Source organism: Salinivibrio kushneri, assembly GCF_005280275.1.
GTDB classification, from domain to species: Bacteria; Pseudomonadota; Gammaproteobacteria; order Enterobacterales; family Vibrionaceae; genus Salinivibrio; species Salinivibrio kushneri.
Genome location: NZ_CP040021.1, coordinates 596,398 through 614,274 on the forward strand (window position 1 = coordinate 596,398; position 17,877 = coordinate 614,274).

Consider the following 17,877-nt stretch of genomic DNA (forward strand, 5'->3'; position numbering starts at 1 on the left):
GAGGTCGAATGGACGATTGGATGCTGCTGGCAACCTTATTTGCCACCAGCTTTTTAAGTGCGACCTTATTGCCTGGTGGCTCTGAAGCCAATCTGGTGTATTTATTAACCCAGCACTCATTCGCGGATGGGATCGTTGTGGCGATTGCCACGGTCGGCAATACGCTCGGTGGTATGACCAACTACGCCATTGGGCGTTGGCTGCCCGATTATCAACCGCGTCAATCATGGCACCGCCGAGCGCTCGCTGGGCTGCAACGCTATGGTTATGCTGCCTTGCTATTAAGTTGGGTCCCGGTTATGGGTGATCCGCTTTGCGTGGTGGCCGGTTGGCTGCGCCTTCGCCAATCTTGGTGCTGGCTGATTATCTTTGTTGCAAAAGCATCGCGCTACCTAGTGATTGTGATTTCATTTCGTTGGGTAGCCGGTTAGGAATGATTCTATGCCACGTTTATTGCTCGCCACATTTTTCTTATTATCTGTCTTGTCAGGGTGCCAACTGACTGGCTCTTCACCCACTCAAACGCCTGAGGGCATTACGTGGATCAAAACTGTCTCGCCCCCAGCGGGCAGTGCCCAAGTTCCTTATCAACAATTTGAATTAGATAATGGACTGACGGTGCTGTTGCATGAGGATCACTCTGACCCTCTTGTTAACGTTGATGTGCGTTATCACGTGGGCTCTGCCCGGGAGGAGCCGGGGAAATCTGGCTTCGCACACTTTTTTGAGCATATGATGTTCGAAGGCTCAGAGCACGTAGACGATCACGGCAAGCGCATAAAAGAAGTAGGGGGCTATAACAATGGCTCAACCAACCGTGACACCACCCAGTATTACCAGACCGTGCCGGCTAACGAGCTTGAGCGTGTCCTTTGGCTTGAATCTGATCGCATGGGCTTTTTGCTCGATGCGGTCTCTCAACGCAAATTTGAAGTGCAGCGTGACACGGTGAAAAACGAACGCGCATTTCGGATAGACAATGTTCCTTATGGCCGTGTTAACGAGACGATTAATCAAGCACTCTATCCTGAGGGTCACCCTTACTCATGGCCGGTGATTGGTTATGTTGAGGACCTTAATCGTGTCGACGTTGGCGATCTCAAGCAATTCTTCCTGCGCTGGTATGGGCCGAACAATGCCACCCTCACCATTGGTGGCGACATCGATATTCAGCAAACCCTTGCTTGGGTGAAAAAATATTTTGGTGATATTCCTCAAGGCCCATCAATACCAGATGCGAAACCTCAACCGGTCACGCTGGACGGCCCTCGCTTTGTGACATTGGAAGATAAGGTCTCGCAACCGGTATTGGTAATGACCTTTCCTACCAGTGTGCCTGAGACGGATACCACGACGCGCTTGGGCGTGCTGGCCAATGTATTGGGGCAAGGGCGTGACAGTGTGCTTTATCAGTCCCTCGTGCAAACGGGGCAGCTGTTAAGTGCAGGCGCATCGCATCAGTGCGGTGAGCTGGCCTGTACGTTTGAGATCTACGGTGTCGGCCGCCAAGGCCAATCACTGGCTGAGATCCGTACCTTGTTAACGCAAACTCTGACGCAGTTTGAGGCGAAAGGAGTCAGTGACGAGGATATCGACCAAATCCAATCCATGGTGGAAGCCGATAATATCTTTGCGCTGCAAAGTGTCGACGGCAAGGTCTCACAGCTGGCCAGTGATTATACGCTCTACGGTGATGCAAACCGTATGAATCAGCGCCTTGCACGCCTTAATGCGGTGACCCCTGACAAGGTGATGGAAAGCTATCGGCAATGGATAAAAGGTCAGCCCGCAGTGAACACCAGTGTGGTCCCCGTTGGACGGACGGATTTGGTGGCGGCGCCAGCGAATTTTATCTATCAGCGTCCAGATTATGGTCAGGTACAGACGCAAAACCCGCACGACACGTTAGCGCGACGTGATACGCCAGAAGACTTCGATCGCACCCAGATCCCGGCTCCGAATGGGAGTGTCACGGTGAATGTGCCACGCATTTATCGGGCGGACTTAGACAATGGTATTCACCTGGCAGGCACAGTGAGCCGCGAGACACCCACGGTCACCTTGCAGCTTCGTTTACCCGCTGGCACCTTGATGGAGCCTAACGATCAGCGAGGCATCGCTCACTTAACGGCCACCATGGTGACCGAGGGCGCGGCAGGTATGTCAGCCGCTGAGCTGACTCGAGCGCTAGACAAGCTGGGCAGTCAAGTCAATGTCGACGCAGAAAGTTACCATACACAAATCACGGTAACATCACTGAAAAAGCATCTGGGTGAGACCCTGAAACTGGTCAATAAAACCTTACGCTCGCCGACCTTTGCAGAAAAAGATTTTGATCGTGTCAAAACCCAGTTATTGGAGGGCATGGCCTCTCGCGCTGATGATGCCGGTTGGTTAGCTAGCCAAGCGACAAACCAGCTGTTATATCAAGATGCCACCTTCCGTGCCCCAGAGGGAGGTGTCGCGGAAGATATTGCGGCCATGACACTTGACGATGTGAAACACTTCTATCGCCAGCACTACGTATTGCAAGGCAGCCAATTGATTGTGGTGGGTGATCTTTCGCGTGAACATGCGATCAATCTCGCCAACCGGATCACGCCGTGGCAAGCGCAAATGCCACCGACGGCTCAGGTGGCGCGTGCCGTTCCGAAAGACTACGACCAGGCACAAATTTGGCTGGTGGATAAACCGCAAGCCCCCCAAACCAGTATTCGTATGGTGCGCCATGGTATGCCCTACGATGCCACCGGCCCGATGTTTAAAACCCGCTTAGCCAACTTTAATTTAGGGGGCAATTTTAATGCGCGCCTGAATCAAAACTTGCGTCAAGATAAAGGTTATACCTATGGTGCGCATAGCGGTGTTTATGGAGGCCGGCAGACAGGCACCATAGAAGTCAGTACCGATGTGCGCGCTGATGCGACACACGATGCGATTAAAGCGCTATGGCAAGAAATGGCGCATGCACAAGAAAATGGCTTTTCCGCACAAGAATTAGCTTACTTACGCCAATCGAGTGGTCAGCGTGATGCGCTGCGTTATGAAACGCCATGGGAAAAAGCAGGCTTGATCGCGCATATTGAGGCCTTTGATTTAGACGACAACTACCGTGAGGCACAAAAAGCCTTATTGCAATCAATCACATTGCAACAGCTGAATGCCCAAGCGACACGTTGGTTTGATCCTAACGACTATCAAATTATTGTGGTCGGGGATGCGTCTCGCCTTAGCGATAGCTTACGTCAACTTGGCTTGCCAGTGCGCAGGTTAGCGCTTGATTATCGATAAGCCTATTTGGATAAACTTACTCCGCTGCGTGATGGCTTTTGAGCAATAGCTTGTTTATATTGACCGCCACGCAGCTTAAAAAAATAAGAGATACATTTTGACTGACTTTACCCAACGGTTAGCGCGTTTAGCGCAAAACCCAGATGCCTTAAAGGGGATTGGCCGCGGATTGGAGCGCGAGGCATTACGCATTACGCCAACAGGCCATTTAGCGCAGACGGCGCATCCAGAGACACTTGGATCCGCGCTGACACACCGTTGGATCACGACGGATTTTGCGGAATCGCTGTTGGAGTTTATTACCCCTGTTAACACCTCGGTGAAAGGGATGCTGGATGAGTTGCAGGACATCCATCGCTTTACCTATCAGCAAATGGGCGACGAACAATTGTGGCCCATGTCAATGCCATGCGTGGTGGCATCGGAAGACGATATCACCTTGGCGCAATACGGCAGCTCAAATATCGGCCGCATGAAGACCTTGTATCGGCAAGGGCTCAAGCATCGCTATGGCAGTGTCATGCAAGTGATCTCAGGAGTGCACTTTAACATCTCTTTGCCTGAGACATTTTGGCAGCATTTGTACCACTCAGACACGGTAAGCCAAGCGTCAGTCACCCAAGGGTACTTTGATCTTATTCGTAATTATTACCGCCATGGTTGGATGATCCCTTATCTATTTGGTGCGTCACCTGCTTTATGTGGCTCGTTTATCAAGCATGCGGAAAGCCAATTGCCCTTTGAGCATATGCCGTCAGGGACGTGTTACTTACCTTATGCAACGTCGCTGCGCTTGAGTGATTTGGGGTATACCAACAATGCGCAAGCGGATCTAAAAATTGGCTTTAACACCCTAGAGCAATATCTTGAAGGTTTAAGAAACGCGATTCGTACCCCCTCACACACGTTTGCCAAGCTAGGTATTCGTGATGGCGAGACGTATCGTCAGCTCAACACCAATGTGCTGCAAATTGAAAACGAGCTATATGCCCCCATACGCCCTAAGCGGAATGCCGAAAGCGGTGAAAAGCCGACCGAAGCGCTTGAGCGAGGCGGTGTCGAGTACATCGAGGTCCGCTCTTTGGATGTGAACCCATACAGCGCGGTGGGGATTGAAGAGGATCAGATTCATTTCCTTGATCTGTTCGTCGCCTGGTGTGCCTTGTCCCCCTCTGAGCCGATGACCGATCCTGAACTCAATTGCTGGCGTGACAATTGGAACAAAATTGTACTCGAAGGCCGCAAACCAGGGTTAACCCTGACCACAGGATGTGAAGGCGAGACCCTCACGCAAGCAGAGTGGGGATTACAAGTAATGGGTGAGCTTAAGCAGTTGGCGAAAGTGATGGATCAAGCCGTTGGGGATCATCGTTATGAGACCGTCTGTGACAAGATGATCACCTGCTTTGATAACCCAGAGCTCACACTATCTGGCCGTGTTCTCGCTGACGTGATAGCGCAAGGTGGAATTGGCGGCCTAGGGCTAAGCCTTGCGCGTGACCACAAAGCGGCGCTAGCGGATGTGCCTTACAATATCCACAGTGATGCCGACTTTTTACAAGAAGCCAAACAAAGCGTTGCGCGTCAAAAAGCGGTAGAAGACAGTGATAAACAAAGCTTTGAAGCGTTTTTGAATGCTTACTTTAAAGATGTGCCCATGGCTGAAAGCTGGTAATTGGACGGACGACGATGAGCAGGAAGCGCTTTTCCCGTCATATTGGTGCACTTTTCACCGTGGTGATGGTATCAGGATGTGCCACACCACCGCCGGATAATCCCAACAACCTCTGTGCGATCTTCGACCAACACCCCGATTGGTTTGAAGCGGCGGTGGATATGGAAGAGGAATGGGGGACGCCCATCCAAGTGGCCATGGCGTTCGTAAAGCAAGAGAGTGCATTTGTGCATGATGCCTTGCCCCCGCGTGATTATGTGTTAGGCATCCTGCCGTGGGGGCGAGTGAGCAGTGCCTATGGCTATGCGCAGGCGCAAGACCCGGCTTGGTCTGATTATCAAAAAGCCACAGATAATGGCGGCGCCCGTACTGACTTTGCCGACGCGTTACAGTTTATTGGCTGGTATACCGATGCAACCTACCGCCAACTCGGGGTGTCAAAGTGGGATGTGTATCGCCAATATTTGGCTTACCATGAAGGTAGAGGTGGATTTCAGCGCGGCTCGTTTGAGGGGAAACCTGGGTTAAAACGCGTGGCGCGCAAAGTCGAACAACAAGCAAAGGACTACGGTTGGCAGCTAAAAGGTTGCCGACAACGACTCGAGGATAATCTGAGCTGGTGGCCATTTTAAGGGTCGCCGCGAGGAACAAAGGAGGTAAGATGCCACTATTAGATAGTTTTACGGTTGACCATACGCGTATGCATGCACCGGCTGTGCGCGTTGCAAAAACGATGCAGACCCCCAGCGGTGATACGATTACCGTGTTTGACCTTCGTTTTTGTCGTCCTAACGAAGAGCACTTGACGGAAAAAGGGATCCACACGCTCGAGCACCTGTTTGCTGGGTTTATGCGTAACCACCTCAACAGCGACAAGGTGGAGATCATTGATATCTCGCCGATGGGGTGTCGTACAGGCTTCTACATGAGCCTGATTGGTGAGCCCCAAGAGCCTGAGGTGGCGAAAGCATGGGAATTGGCGATGGAAGATGTGCTGGTTGTACCGTCGCAAGACAAGATCCCTGAGCTTAACGAGTATCAATGCGGGACGTATGAGATGCACTCACTTAACGAGGCGAAAGATATCGCGCGTGCCATCATCGATGCCGGGGTGACCGTGAACAAAAACGATGATCTTTCCTTACCTGAGTCCATGTTACAAACGTTGCGTGTCGACTAGCGCGTCTCTGTTTTTGAACGCTAACGGCAGCCCCTATTGGGCTGCCGTTTTTGTTGGTATTGATGGTTTCTCCCTTTTTGTCTTGATTGCTAGATAAATGCTTGGGAAGTGTAGGCTTTGTTGCATCTTTTTTGCCTCATCAAGCACGCTTCTCGCTTTTCTCGCTGCGTCGGTGCACGGGTTTCGCTAAGCTGGCACTGATTCGGAAACAAAAGGGCTGTGGGATAAAAGTGAGTTTACGCACTAGACATCTAAATGACGCGATCCGTTTTTGCCGTTGGTTAACTGGGCTCACCTTGCTGATGGTGATGTCCAGTGCCCACGGATCACTCAATGGTTTTTGGTCCTATGATGAGTATCTTGCGCTGCACCCGGAGCAGAAAAGGCTAACCACCGAATTGGATGCGCTCGTACAGCGTGATCCCGTGCCTTTTTTAGGTGCCATGGAGCCGATAAAAATCTCAGTGGTGGTGCCAGGCGAGCAAATATCCGATTACTGGCAGCGTAATGTGCGTGCCTTCGAGCGGCGGCTGAATGCGCTCAATATCCCATATGAGCTTCAGGAAGTGACGACGCGCCCCAATACTGATATTCGTGAGCAAAGTGCCTCGTTGTATGCGGCGTTACGTGATGGTGCCGATTATCTTATTTTTACGTTGAACAGTGTGCGCCACCGTAAATTTATTAACCATGTGTTATCCCAGAACCAAACCAAGCTTATTTTGCAAAATATCACCACGCCCGTAAAAGCGTGGCAAGACAATCAGCCGTTCTTATATGTGGGGTTTGATCACCAACGTGGTAGTCGTGCATTGGCAAGCTATTACCAAGAGCGATATCCTGAAGGCGTGAACTATTCGGTGCTTTATTTTTCGCAAGGTTATGTCAGTGATGCGCGGGGAGATACCTTTATTGAGGCCATGAGCTCGCACGGTGATAGCAGCTTGCTGTCTGCTTATTACACCAAGGGTGATCAAGAATCGGGTTACCAAGCGGCGAAAGCGATGCTAAATAATAATCCAAAGCTCGACTTTATTTATGCGTGTGCAACCGATGTCGCGTTTGGTGCCGTCCAGGCCTTAGATGAATTAGGTCGTGATACGGTTGGGCTCAACGGCTGGGGCGGTGGCTCGGCAGAACTCGACGCGATTGCCGCCGGTCAGCTCGATGTGACTGTGATGAGAATGAATGATGACACAGGTGTCGCCATGGCCGAGGCGATCAAGCGTGATATTGAGCATCAACCTGTGCCTGTGGTCTATTCTGGGCGGTTTGAAGTGGTTACTCGCTACGATGATCCTGAGCGAATAAAAGCGCTCAAAAAACAAGCATTTAGATATTCGGACTAAAAAATGGCCATATCGGGACCGCCGAAGCTGTCACTGTCTCAATTACTGACCCGTTTGATCGTGGTCTTCTTCCTCTTTGTGACGGCCGGGGTGTATATACAGAGTTATCAGCTGACGTTGGCGGGGATTAATCAAGAAATCACCCGTACCCTGACGCAGACGTCTCGTCTGCTGCAAAATGTGTTTGATAGTCGCTTGACCTCGTTGCAAATTCATCAAAACACCAATGCCGCGAGTATGACACTGCAATCAATGGTGGCGAATGAAGACAGTGCTGCCTTAGATGATTACTTTATCGAGCAAGAACAGCAAGACGTGGCCAATACCCCCGATTTTCGCTTTATCGCCAAAGACGACCGTGTGCTGTGGCATGACGGTAGCAGCCTCTTTCATGGTATTGATCGTGAGCAGTTAGAGCAGCTACGCCTCCAGTTAAGGGGGATTAATCGGTGGGCGTTAACCACCATCACCACAGAAATGGAGCAGAGCTACCTGTTAATGCGACGCACACCGATTGTGTTTCAATCTAGCGGCAAGCTGGGGGGCTACTTATATGTGGTGGTGATGCTTAATGGCAACTTCTCGTTTGTCAAAAGTTTGCAGCGCGCCAGTGGTACGCAAGCGGTGTGGTTGTCTGCCGATAACGTCACTCTCGCCTCGACCTTGAGCAGCAACGATGATATTGGCCGCGATCTCACGCTTCCCGCGCCAGGCGAGAGTCAAGCATTTCGCCACTATTTAGTGAGCCAAGCCAAGTTACGCATTGCTGGTGAGCCTTCAAAAATTACGCTTCTGTCGGCACAGCAAAATGACAATGTGGTGGCATTGCAGCGGCAAATGGGGATTAACCTGCTGCTGACCACGATGGTGATTATCGTGGCAGCGATCTGGGTTAATCGATTTGTGCAAACGCGCATCGCAGATTCACTGGAAAAGTTGATGCGTTATACCCAAGGCGCGCGCTCTCGACAGCGCACCTTGCCCTTTGCAGGATCGGATATTGAAGAGTTTAACCATATCGGTAAAACCTTGGAGTCCACGTTTGATGCCTTGTATGAAAAAGAGCGCTCACTCCAAGACCTGTTTGATTATGCCTTGTCACCCATCATCGTTTGGGACACCCACTTTGACATTACACGGATTAACCCCGCGGCCAAACTAAAGCTTAACTATGACGAGCAAATTCATGCCTCGAGTTGGCTCTACGACCAGTTTATGTATGCGATTACCCCGCACCTACAACGCGCATTAAACGGGACGATTTTAAAAGGGGTGAACATAGAGATTGATCGTCGAGTGTATCGTTGGAATCTGGCGCCGTTAATGGTCGACAACCAAGTGAAAGCGGTGATTGGGCAGGGTCAAGAAATCACGTCATTGATCGAAGCGGAGCAGCAAAGTCAACGAGCCAAAGAGGCGGCTGAAGCCTCTGCCCGTGCCAAGTCGGAGTTCTTGGCTAAGATGAGCCATGAAATTCGAACGCCGCTTAATGGTATCTTAGGGATTACCCAAATATTGAGTGATAAGGCAAAAGAAAAAGAGCAAAAAGATCTTTTAGGGAGTCTCTATCAAAGTGGTGAGCACTTACTAACTGTGCTAAATGATGTGCTTGACCTTTCCAAAATTGAACAAGGAAAGATGACCATCGAGCACGACGACTTTTATCTGCAAGATATGGTTCGTACCGTTGAGAATATCTATACCCCGATTTGTGAGAGTAAACAGATTGCATTGACCATTGATGCCCCCGTCGCGGGTGACACCATGGTGTACTCTGATCAATCACGTCTGACTCAAATCCTGTTCAACTTGATGAGTAATGCGGTGAAGTTTACCCATGTCGGCAAGGTGGGGATGACCATCAAATTAGTCGAGTCGGGTGAGCAAACAAGCTTACATATAGAGGTCACTGACACGGGCGTGGGTATGAATCAACAAGCGCTAGCATCCTTGTTTGACCCTTTTGTACAAGCCGACTCCAGCGTCACGCGGACATACGGAGGCAGTGTCTTGGGCTTATCTATCGTGAAAAGCTTACTCGACTTGCTCGGGGGGGAGATTGATGTGACCAGTGAGCCGGAAAAAGGGAGTCGCTTTATGGTCACTGTGCCTGTGACCGTGACACACGCTAAACCTGCACAAGCCGTCGAGGCTGATCCCTTTGATCCGGCGTCTTTGGGCATTGAGCGGGTGTTGCTGGTCGAGGACAATAAAATCAATGCCATGGTGGCTCAAGCGTTTTGCAACAAATACCAGATTGATGTTGATTGGGTGAAAGATGGGGAGCAGGCTCTCGAACGTCTCCAACAAGCGCCCTATGATCTGGTATTAATGGATAACCATATGCCGAATCTTGGCGGCATTGATGCGACCAAAGCGATTCGTCATACGTTAGGGCTCCGCGTCCCCATTTATGCGTGCACGGCAGATGCGTACGGTCATGTTCATGAGGCCTTTTATCAAGCGGGTGCCGATTATGTGATTGTGAAACCCATCAAAGAGGCTAGCTTTATTGAAGCATTACGGCATTACACCTTTACGGAAAACAGCTCTTCATGACGGCAGTGGTAACGGGCGATCAGGTGATGACCTAAAAAGAGGCAAGCACAAAAAAGGTGGGGAAGGCCCCACTTTTTTGTGCGTTCATCTCATGGCTTTTTCAGCGTGCTAGTGCCATGATATAGCTGATGCGAAGGTGCTCAACTAGCTGTTTACGCTCGCTTGTGGTTGCTTGGCCGGTAATACCTTAACTTGCTTAATCATATTGTCTGCAACGTCAACAATTTCAATATGATGGCCATCAATCTCTACACTTAAGCGGTTGTTAGGAATATCTTCTAGGTGCTCGAGGATAAGGCCATTGAGGGTACGCGGCCCATCGGTTGGTAGAGCCCAATTAAGGCTCTTATTCAAGTCGCGAATATTGGCGCTGCCCTCAATCAGATAGCCACCGTCGGTCAGTGGCGTAATTTCTTCTGCCAAGCTCGGTGACAATGAGGTGGTAAATTCACCGACGATCTCTTCAAGTATATCTTCCAAGGTCACCAAACCGATCATGTCACCATACTCGTCAACGACCAAACCAATACGTTGCTTGTTGCGTTGGAATTTCAGCATCTGCACATTCAGTGGTGTGCCTTCCGGAATAAAGTACACTTCGTCGGCGGCGCGCAGCAGTGTTTCTTTATTAAACTCGTTTTTCTCAACCATTAAGCGGTACGCTTTGCGCACGCGCAGCATGCCAACCACTTCGTCGATGGTGTCGCGATAGAGTACCATCCGTCCATGCGGAGCATGCGTGAATTGGCGCATGATCGACTTCCAGTCATCATTGATATTAATCCCGGTGATTTCATTACGCGGTACCATAATGTCATCCACGGTTACTTCTTCTAACTCAAGAATCGACAATAGCATATGCTGGTGGCGGCGCGGGATCAGACTCCCGGCCTCATTAACAATCGTGCGCAGTTCTTCGGTACTTAAGCTGTCTTTGCCATCAGCCTTTGCGCCTAACCCCAGCATCCGTAAAAAGCCATTGGTTATGAAGTTCACGAAACTGACCAACGGATAGAACACTTTCATCAGAATGGTCAGCACAAAGCTGCTGATAAAAGAGACCCGTTCCGGGTAGAGGGCGGCGAGCGTTTTAGGGGTCACCTCCGCGAAGACCAAAATCACCATGGTTAGTACCCCGGTGGCGATTGCAATACCGGCATCACCGTACAGGCGCAAACCTAAAACGGTGGCGATCGACGAGGCCAGAATATTGACCAAGTTATTGCCGATCAGGATAAGACCAATCAATCGGTCTGGCCGAGTGAGCAGTTTTTCGACCCGCTTAGCGCCGCTATGGCCTGATTTAGAAAGGTGGCGTAACCGATAGCGGTTAATGGCCATCATGCCTGTCTCAGACCCGGAAAAATAACCGGAAATGACGATAAGCAATACCAAAAGGGAAATTAAAATTCCCGTCGATATGTCGTCCAACGAACTGTTCCTTACGTTTGTTTTAAGATCAGAGCCTACGCTCGAGTGTACACTACTGCCACGCGCCTATGGGGCTGTTTGCCCTTTGCCATATGCGCGCACTGTCTTACCCCGCGATCAGGATCTCACGGACAAAACGGCTGCCAAAATAGGCTAAAGTGAGTAGAAAGGCGCCCACAATACTAAACCAGACCACCCGGCGTCCACGCCAGCCTGATTGATAATGTCCCCAAAGGAGCACGCCATACACGACCCAAGCGGCCATTGAAAGGAAGGCTTTGTGCGCTTTCCCTTGCGCGAACATATCATCGACAAAAATAAACCCAGTCATTAAAGTGAAGGTTAATAAAACCTGACCCACCAAAATGATGTTGAAAAGCTGTCGCTCCACCATCATTAAGGGAGGAACATTGTGATTAATGACCTGGCGTTTTTTGTGTTTGAGTTGATAATCCAACCACGCCAGTTGCAGCGCATAGAGCGTGGCGATCATCAAGGTTGAATAGGCGAACAGCGCCAAAGAAATGTGCAACAGCACTTCTGGGTGCGATTCAAGATGGGTAATAAAGGCACCGGGCAGCAGGGTCGCACTCGCCAGGTTTAGCCCAGCGAAGGCGTAAACCACCGGGAGCAAGAACCACAGCCGCAATCGAAAAATTAGCCCTGTGGTCATCATCGCAATGATAAAACTCACCAAGGAGGCGACGTTGAGCATGCTAAGATTCTGTCCTGAACCGGATAAAATCAGGTCTTTTAACAAATAAGCATGCAGCGTCAGCGCAGCCACGGCGGTGAAAAAGACCGGCTTCGCACTAATTTGATTGTTGCTGGACAAGCCGGGGATGATCTGCAAAATGGCGGCCAGATAAAGCATTGATGCGAATAAGGCTGTCAGAATTTCCATCGTCACCGATCAGTCAGTTAATCAATAAGAATGAAGGTGTGAGTATACCTTGCCTCAATCTTCGTCGCTATCGATACATGCAAGCGATGGGGGGATTGCGGTATAATCTCAGTAATTTCGCGACAGCGATTGCACCCAGATGAAAAATCATGGGCCAATAGGACGAGTGGGCGAGTAACGCATGTTTGAAAACTTATCAGAACGTTTATCCCGGACGCTCAAAAATGTGAGCGGCCGAGGTCGGTTAACGGAAGACAATATCAAAGAGACCCTACGCGAAGTGCGTATGGCGCTGCTGGAAGCCGATGTCGCGCTCCCTGTGGTTCGTGATTTTGTCAAACGCGTCAAAGAACGCGCCGTTGGCATTGAAGTGTCTAAAAGCCTGACCCCTGGTCAGGAATTTATTAAAATTGTCCAAGCCGAGCTGGAAGCGGTGATGGGCGATGCCAATGAAAAATTAGATCTTGCGGCCCAGCCGCCCGCAGTGATTTTGATGGCAGGCTTGCAAGGGGCGGGTAAAACCACCAGTGTGGGCAAGCTGGGTAAGATGCTTACCGAGCAGGAAAAAAAGAAAGTCTTGGTGGTGTCAGCGGACGTTTATCGCCCTGCGGCGATTAAACAGCTGGAAACCTTGGCGGGTGAAGTCGGGGTGGATTTCTTCCCATCGAGCGCCGACCAAAACCCTGTTGATATTGCCAAAGCGGCGGTTGCTCACGGCAAGTTGAAGTTCTACGACGTGGTGATTGTTGATACCGCGGGCCGCTTGCACGTTGATGACGCCATGATGGGCGAGATCAAAGACGTTCATAGTGCGGTTAACCCAGTTGAGACCTTGTTCGTGGTTGACGCCATGACAGGTCAAGACGCCGCGAACACAGCCAAAGCGTTTAACGACGCTTTAGCACTGACCGGTGTCGTGTTGACCAAAGTCGATGGTGATGCCCGTGGTGGTGCGGCGTTATCGGTGCGCCATATTACCGGTAAGCCAATCAAATTTTTGGGTGTGGGTGAAAAAACCGACGCACTGGAGCCTTTCCATCCAGACCGGGTGGCATCCCGTATCTTGGGGATGGGCGATGTCCTGTCGCTTATCGAAGATCTCGAGCGTAATGTCGATCAAGACAAAGCCGAGAAAATGGCCAAGAAGTTTAAGCAGAAAAAAGGCTTCGATTTGGCCGATTTTCGTGATCAGCTTGAGCAGATGAAGGGCATGGGTGGCATGATGGGCATGATGGATAAGCTGCCTGGGATGTCGAATGTGCCCGACAACGTGAAAGATAACGTTGATGACAAAATGTTCTTGCAAATGGAAGCGATCATCAACTCAATGACACCGCGTGAGCGCCAGCGTCCAGAAATCATCAAAGGGTCGCGTAAAAAGCGGATTGCTGCAGGTTCAGGTACCCAAGTGCAGGACGTGAACCGTTTGCTTAAGCAGTTTACCCAAATGCAGAAAATGATGAAGAAGATGCAAAAAGGCGGCATGCGCAACATGATGCGCCAAATGAAAGGCATGATGCCTCCGGGTGGTGGTCCAGGTGGGCCTGGCGGATTCATGGGCTAATCAGATAGCGGACTTGCCTGTCAGCCCAGTGTTGGCAGGCAGATCAACTCGCTGTGAGGCTTGGGACAACTGGTGGAAATTTGACTAAACCAGTTGCATTCACAGCAATAAAGAGTAAAATTCCCGAGCTTTATTTTGGCACGAGGCCCCGCATTGCTGACGCGAAACGGGGCCAATTTTATTAAGTAATGCAAATGAGGACGATATGGTAACCATTCGTTTGGCACGTCATGGCGCGAAAAAACGCCCATTTTATCAAATCGTTGTAGCTGACAGCCGCCAGGCGCGCGACGGTCGCTTCATCGAGAAAATCGGTTTCTTTAACCCTGTTGCTCAAGGCCAGGAAGAGAAACTACGCCTTGACCTGGATCGTGTGAACCACTGGGTTGGCGAAGGCGCAACGGTTTCTGACCGTGTGGCTAAGCTAGTCAAAGACGCCGCGAAAGCAGCGTAAGTCTCCAGTGTCAGGGTTAAAAGAAGAAATGAGTGAGCAAGATACTATCGTGGTTGGCAAGCTAGGCGCGTCATACGGTATTCGTGGCTGGCTCAAGATTTTTTCTTACACTGAAGAAGCTGAGAGCATTTTTGCCTACTCACCTTGGTATATCCAGGTGCGTGGCGAGTGGCAACGTTTTGAGTTAGAAGACTGGAAACGCCACAACAAGGGGTATGTTGCCAAGCTCAAAGGGCTGGATCAGCGCGAAGATGCGCAGATGCTGACCAATGCTGAGATTGCAGTCGGGACTGAGTCGCTGCCTGCTTTGTCAGATCAAGAGTTTTATTGGCGTGAGCTGTTTGGCATGGACGTGGTGAATGCAAAAGGCTACCACCTCGGTACGGTGACTGACATGCTCGAAACCGGCTCGAACGACGTACTTGTCGTCAAAGCCAACCTCAAAGATGCTTTTGGCAAAAAGGAACGCTTAATTCCGTTCCTTGAAGAGCAGGTTATCAAGTCAATTGATCGCACTGCTCAACGGATCGAAGTTGACTGGGATCCTGGTTTTTAAACTCCAACAGTAAGCGAGCGGAAATATGTGGGTTGGCATTATTAGCCTGTTTCCTGAAATGTTCCGAGCGGTCACTGATTTTGGAGTCACGGGCCAAGCGGTAAAAAAAGGGCTGTTAAACGTCGAAACGTGGAATCCGCGTGATTTCACTCAAGACAAGCACCGTACGGTTGATGATCGACCTTACGGCGGTGGCCCCGGTATGTTGATGATGGTTGAGCCGTTGCGCGACGCTATTCACGCTGCCAAACATGCCGCAGGCGATAAAGCGAAAGTGGTTTACCTCTCTCCGCAAGGGCGCAAGCTCGACCAAGCGGGGGTTGAATCACTGGCGAGCAATGACAAACTTATTTTGATTTGCGGCCGGTATGAAGGGGTAGACGAGCGCATTATTCAAACCCATGTAGACGAAGAATGGTCAGTGGGAGATTTTGTGCTGAGTGGGGGCGAGCTGCCCGCGATGACGTTAGTCGATGCCGTTGCTCGGTTTGTGCCGGGTGTTCTCGGTGACATGGCGTCAGCAGAGGAAGACTCCTTTGCCAACGGGTTGTTAGACTGTCCACACTACACGCGTCCAGAAGTGTTAGACGGGTTGGGGGTACCAGAGGTGCTAAAATCCGGCAATCACAAGGACATTCGTCGCTGGCGATTAAAGCAATCGCTAGGTCGCACTTGGTTACGACGACCAGAGCTCCTGGAAAACCTAGCTCTGACTGACGAACAGGAATCACTACTTGCCGAGTTCATCAAAGAACACCGTGCAAGTGCCGAATCAAATTGAGTTTCAGTTTATTCTAGGGTTATAAACAATGAGTAACATCATCAAGCAGCTCGAAGAAGAGCAAATGAAAAAAGACCTGCCTGAGTTTCAAGCAGGTGACACTGTCCTGGTACAGCTTAAAGTAAAAGAAGGTAACCGTGAGCGTCTGCAGCCATATGAAGGTGTGGTTATCGCTAAGCGCAACCGTGGTCTACACACTGCATTTACCGTACGTAAAGTATCAAGCGGTGAAGGTGTAGAGCGTACTTTCCAAATCCATTCGCCAGTTATCGACAGCATTACTGTTAAACGTCGCGGTGCAGTACGTCGTGCCAAACTGTACTACCTGCGTGAGCGTTCTGGTAAGTCAGCTCGAATCAAAGAGCGTCTTAACAAGAAGTAATCGCCCTCGGCGTTTATTGCTCAAAAAGCCCGTCCACTTGGACGGGCTTTTTTAATGTCCTCAACCGCTCAACCGTACTTACAACCGTTTACTCGCCCATGCGACCACTCACCGACAAAGCAGATGAATGTGGCGGCTATGTCGGCAAAATGGCATCCGTACCCTACTAAAAGACTGGCAGCTTAGCCGCTAACGACATGGAGAACAGTGATGTCCTGGTTTTTATTATGCGTGGTGACCTTGATTGTGGGCTACTTCACTTACGGCACCTTTATTACCAAAATTTTTGGGCCTAAGCCGCAAAAAGCGACACCGGCCATGAGCATGAGCGACGGCGTGGATTATGTGCCGCTGTCGGACAAAAAAATTTACCTGATTCAGCTTTTAAATATTGCTGGATTAGGCCCCATCTTCGGCCCGATTCTCGGTGCCTTGTACGGTCCTGTGGCCATGTTATGGATTGTATTTGGCTGCATTTTTGCGGGAGCTGTGCATGATTACTTCTCGGGCATGTTGAGTGTTCGCGCCAATGGGGCCTCCGTGCCTTCTGTGGTCGGTGAACATCTGGGTAACTTCGCTAAACATTTTATGAACTTCTTTGCGGTGTTGCTCTTGATGTTGGTCGGCGTGGTATTTGTACTCGGTCCCGCCAAGTTGTTGGGTAGCCTGTCAGAAATGAGCGTGGCGATGTGGGTGGGGATTATCTTTGCCTATTATGTGCTGGCGACAGTGGTACCCATTGATAAAATTATCGGCCGTTTTTATCCCGTGTTTGGTGCCTTGCTTGTTTTTATGTCTGTGGGTTTGATTATCGGTTTGGCTGTGAGCGATCACAGCTTCTACAGCCAAGGGCTAGACTTTGCGACTAACTTCCATCCCACTGATCTGCCATTATGGCCGTTGCTGTTTATTACCATCGCCTGTGGGGCGGTATCCGGCTTCCACGCCACCCAGTCGCCATTGATGGCGCGCTGCATGCAAAACGAGAAGTCAGGGCGTTTTATCTTTTATGGCGCGATGATCGGTGAAGGTGTGATTGCGCTTATCTGGTGTAGCCTGGGTTTGAGCTTCTATGAATCCAGTGAGGCGCTTAATCAAACGCTGGCCAACGGTGGTCCGGCTGCGGTGGTGCATGAGGTTTCCACCTCACTACTTGGCACCGTCGGAGGCATTATGGCGGTCTTGGGGGTGATTGTGCTGCCGATTACCTCAGGTGACACCGCTTTCCGCTCTGCGCGTCTGATTATCGCCGACTTTCTGAAAATTCAGCAAAAACCGATGGTGAAGCGCTTGATGATTGCGGTCCCCATGTTTGTGATCGGTTTTTTGATCACCAAGGCAGAGTTTGGTGTGATTTGGCGTTACTTTGGCTGGGCCAACCAAACCACCGCGATGATCATGCTGTGGGCCGCGGCAGCTTATCTAATCAAACGCGATAAGCTGCACTGGGTATGTACGATTCCGGCGATGTTTATGACCGCCGTGACCGTTACGTACTTAGCCAATGCTGAAATCGGGTTTAGCCTGCCGATGAATATCGCCACCATGATTGGCCTGGGGGCGACCATTGCGGCCACTATCGCTTTCTTTGTGGGATACAAGCCTAATCCACAACTGATCGCGGATGAGAAGTGATTGTCATGCCAACCCGGCTAGTCGCGTCGCTTAGCGCCGATTGATGGTTATCTAAATGATTGGTCTTACGGCAATATCTGCGCAAATACGCTAAGATCTAAGCCTCAGCTTTTGCT

At 50.4% G+C, this 17,877-nt stretch carries 15 protein-coding genes; 13 read left to right on the forward strand and 2 right to left on the reverse strand.

Annotation, left to right across the window (positions count from 1 at the left end; translation table 11 throughout):
- Positions 1-8: 8 nt before the first annotated feature.
- From FCN78_RS02910 to FCN78_RS02940, 7 genes are all read left to right on the forward strand, one after another.
- Positions 9-431: a YqaA family protein gene (locus FCN78_RS02910; RefSeq protein WP_077458984.1), complete on the forward strand. Its 423-nt coding sequence runs from the start codon at positions 9-11 to the stop codon at positions 429-431.
- 10 nt (positions 432-441) lie between these two features.
- Complete coding sequence (locus tag FCN78_RS02915) at positions 442-3,291, forward strand: M16 family metallopeptidase (RefSeq protein ID WP_077659540.1); 2,850 nt, start codon at positions 442-444, stop codon at positions 3,289-3,291.
- 97 nt (positions 3,292-3,388) lie between these two features.
- Positions 3,389-4,966 carry a glutamate--cysteine ligase gene (gene gshA / locus FCN78_RS02920; RefSeq protein ID WP_077522818.1) on the forward strand — a complete coding sequence of 526 codons (1,578 nt, stop codon included), beginning with the start codon at positions 3,389-3,391 and terminating at the stop codon, positions 4,964-4,966.
- Positions 4,967-4,980: 14 nt separating this feature from the next.
- Positions 4,981-5,598 carry a transglycosylase SLT domain-containing protein gene (locus tag FCN78_RS02925; protein WP_069363480.1) on the forward strand — a complete coding sequence of 206 codons (618 nt, stop codon included), beginning with the start codon at positions 4,981-4,983 and terminating at the stop codon, positions 5,596-5,598.
- 29 nt (positions 5,599-5,627) lie between these two features.
- Positions 5,628-6,146, forward strand: a complete 519-nt coding sequence (gene luxS / locus FCN78_RS02930) for an S-ribosylhomocysteine lyase (RefSeq protein WP_069363481.1) — start codon at positions 5,628-5,630, stop codon at positions 6,144-6,146.
- Between the two features lie 302 nt (positions 6,147-6,448).
- On the forward strand, positions 6,449-7,495 hold the full coding sequence (locus tag FCN78_RS02935; protein ID WP_077650550.1) for a substrate-binding domain-containing protein: 1,047 nt from the start codon (positions 6,449-6,451) through the stop codon (positions 7,493-7,495).
- A 3-nt stretch (positions 7,496-7,498) separates the two neighbouring features.
- Positions 7,499-10,054, forward strand: a complete 2,556-nt coding sequence (locus FCN78_RS02940; protein WP_137317896.1) for a LuxQ periplasmic sensor domain-containing protein — start codon at positions 7,499-7,501, stop codon at positions 10,052-10,054.
- 144 nt (positions 10,055-10,198) lie between these two features.
- Here the strand turns inward: FCN78_RS02940 and FCN78_RS02945 are convergent, their stop codons facing one another.
- Both FCN78_RS02945 and FCN78_RS02950 read right to left on the reverse strand, forming a co-directional pair.
- Positions 10,199-11,485: an HlyC/CorC family transporter gene (locus tag FCN78_RS02945; protein ID WP_077484424.1), complete on the reverse strand. Its 1,287-nt coding sequence runs from the start codon at positions 11,483-11,485 to the stop codon at positions 10,199-10,201.
- A 106-nt stretch (positions 11,486-11,591) separates the two neighbouring features.
- Positions 11,592-12,389 (reverse strand): cytochrome C assembly family protein, encoded by a 798-nt coding sequence (locus tag FCN78_RS02950; RefSeq protein ID WP_077659542.1) that lies wholly within the window; start codon positions 12,387-12,389, stop codon positions 11,592-11,594.
- A 181-nt stretch (positions 12,390-12,570) separates the two neighbouring features.
- Between FCN78_RS02950 and ffh the strand changes: the two genes are divergently transcribed.
- From ffh to FCN78_RS02980, 6 genes are all read left to right on the forward strand, one after another.
- Positions 12,571-13,953, forward strand: a complete 1,383-nt coding sequence (gene ffh, locus FCN78_RS02955; RefSeq protein ID WP_077659543.1) for a signal recognition particle protein — start codon at positions 12,571-12,573, stop codon at positions 13,951-13,953.
- Between the two features lie 205 nt (positions 13,954-14,158).
- Positions 14,159-14,407, forward strand: coding sequence for a 30S ribosomal protein S16 (gene rpsP, locus FCN78_RS02960; RefSeq protein WP_069363486.1), 249 nt, complete (start codon positions 14,159-14,161; stop codon positions 14,405-14,407).
- A 28-nt stretch (positions 14,408-14,435) separates the two neighbouring features.
- Positions 14,436-14,963: a ribosome maturation factor RimM gene (gene rimM / locus FCN78_RS02965; RefSeq protein WP_069363487.1), complete on the forward strand. Its 528-nt coding sequence runs from the start codon at positions 14,436-14,438 to the stop codon at positions 14,961-14,963.
- A gap of 25 nt (positions 14,964-14,988) precedes the next feature.
- On the forward strand, positions 14,989-15,744 hold the full coding sequence (gene trmD, locus FCN78_RS02970) for a tRNA (guanosine(37)-N1)-methyltransferase TrmD (protein WP_077458978.1): 756 nt from the start codon (positions 14,989-14,991) through the stop codon (positions 15,742-15,744).
- A 28-nt stretch (positions 15,745-15,772) separates the two neighbouring features.
- Entirely contained in the window at positions 15,773-16,126 is a 354-nt protein-coding gene (gene rplS, locus FCN78_RS02975; protein WP_046074125.1) for a 50S ribosomal protein L19, read from the forward strand.
- A 210-nt stretch (positions 16,127-16,336) separates the two neighbouring features.
- The gene (locus FCN78_RS02980; RefSeq protein ID WP_077484432.1) at positions 16,337-17,761 is read left to right on the forward strand and encodes a carbon starvation CstA family protein; all 1,425 of its coding nucleotides are present in this window, start codon (positions 16,337-16,339) and stop codon (positions 17,759-17,761) included.
- The last annotated feature ends 116 nt before the right edge of the window (positions 17,762-17,877 follow it).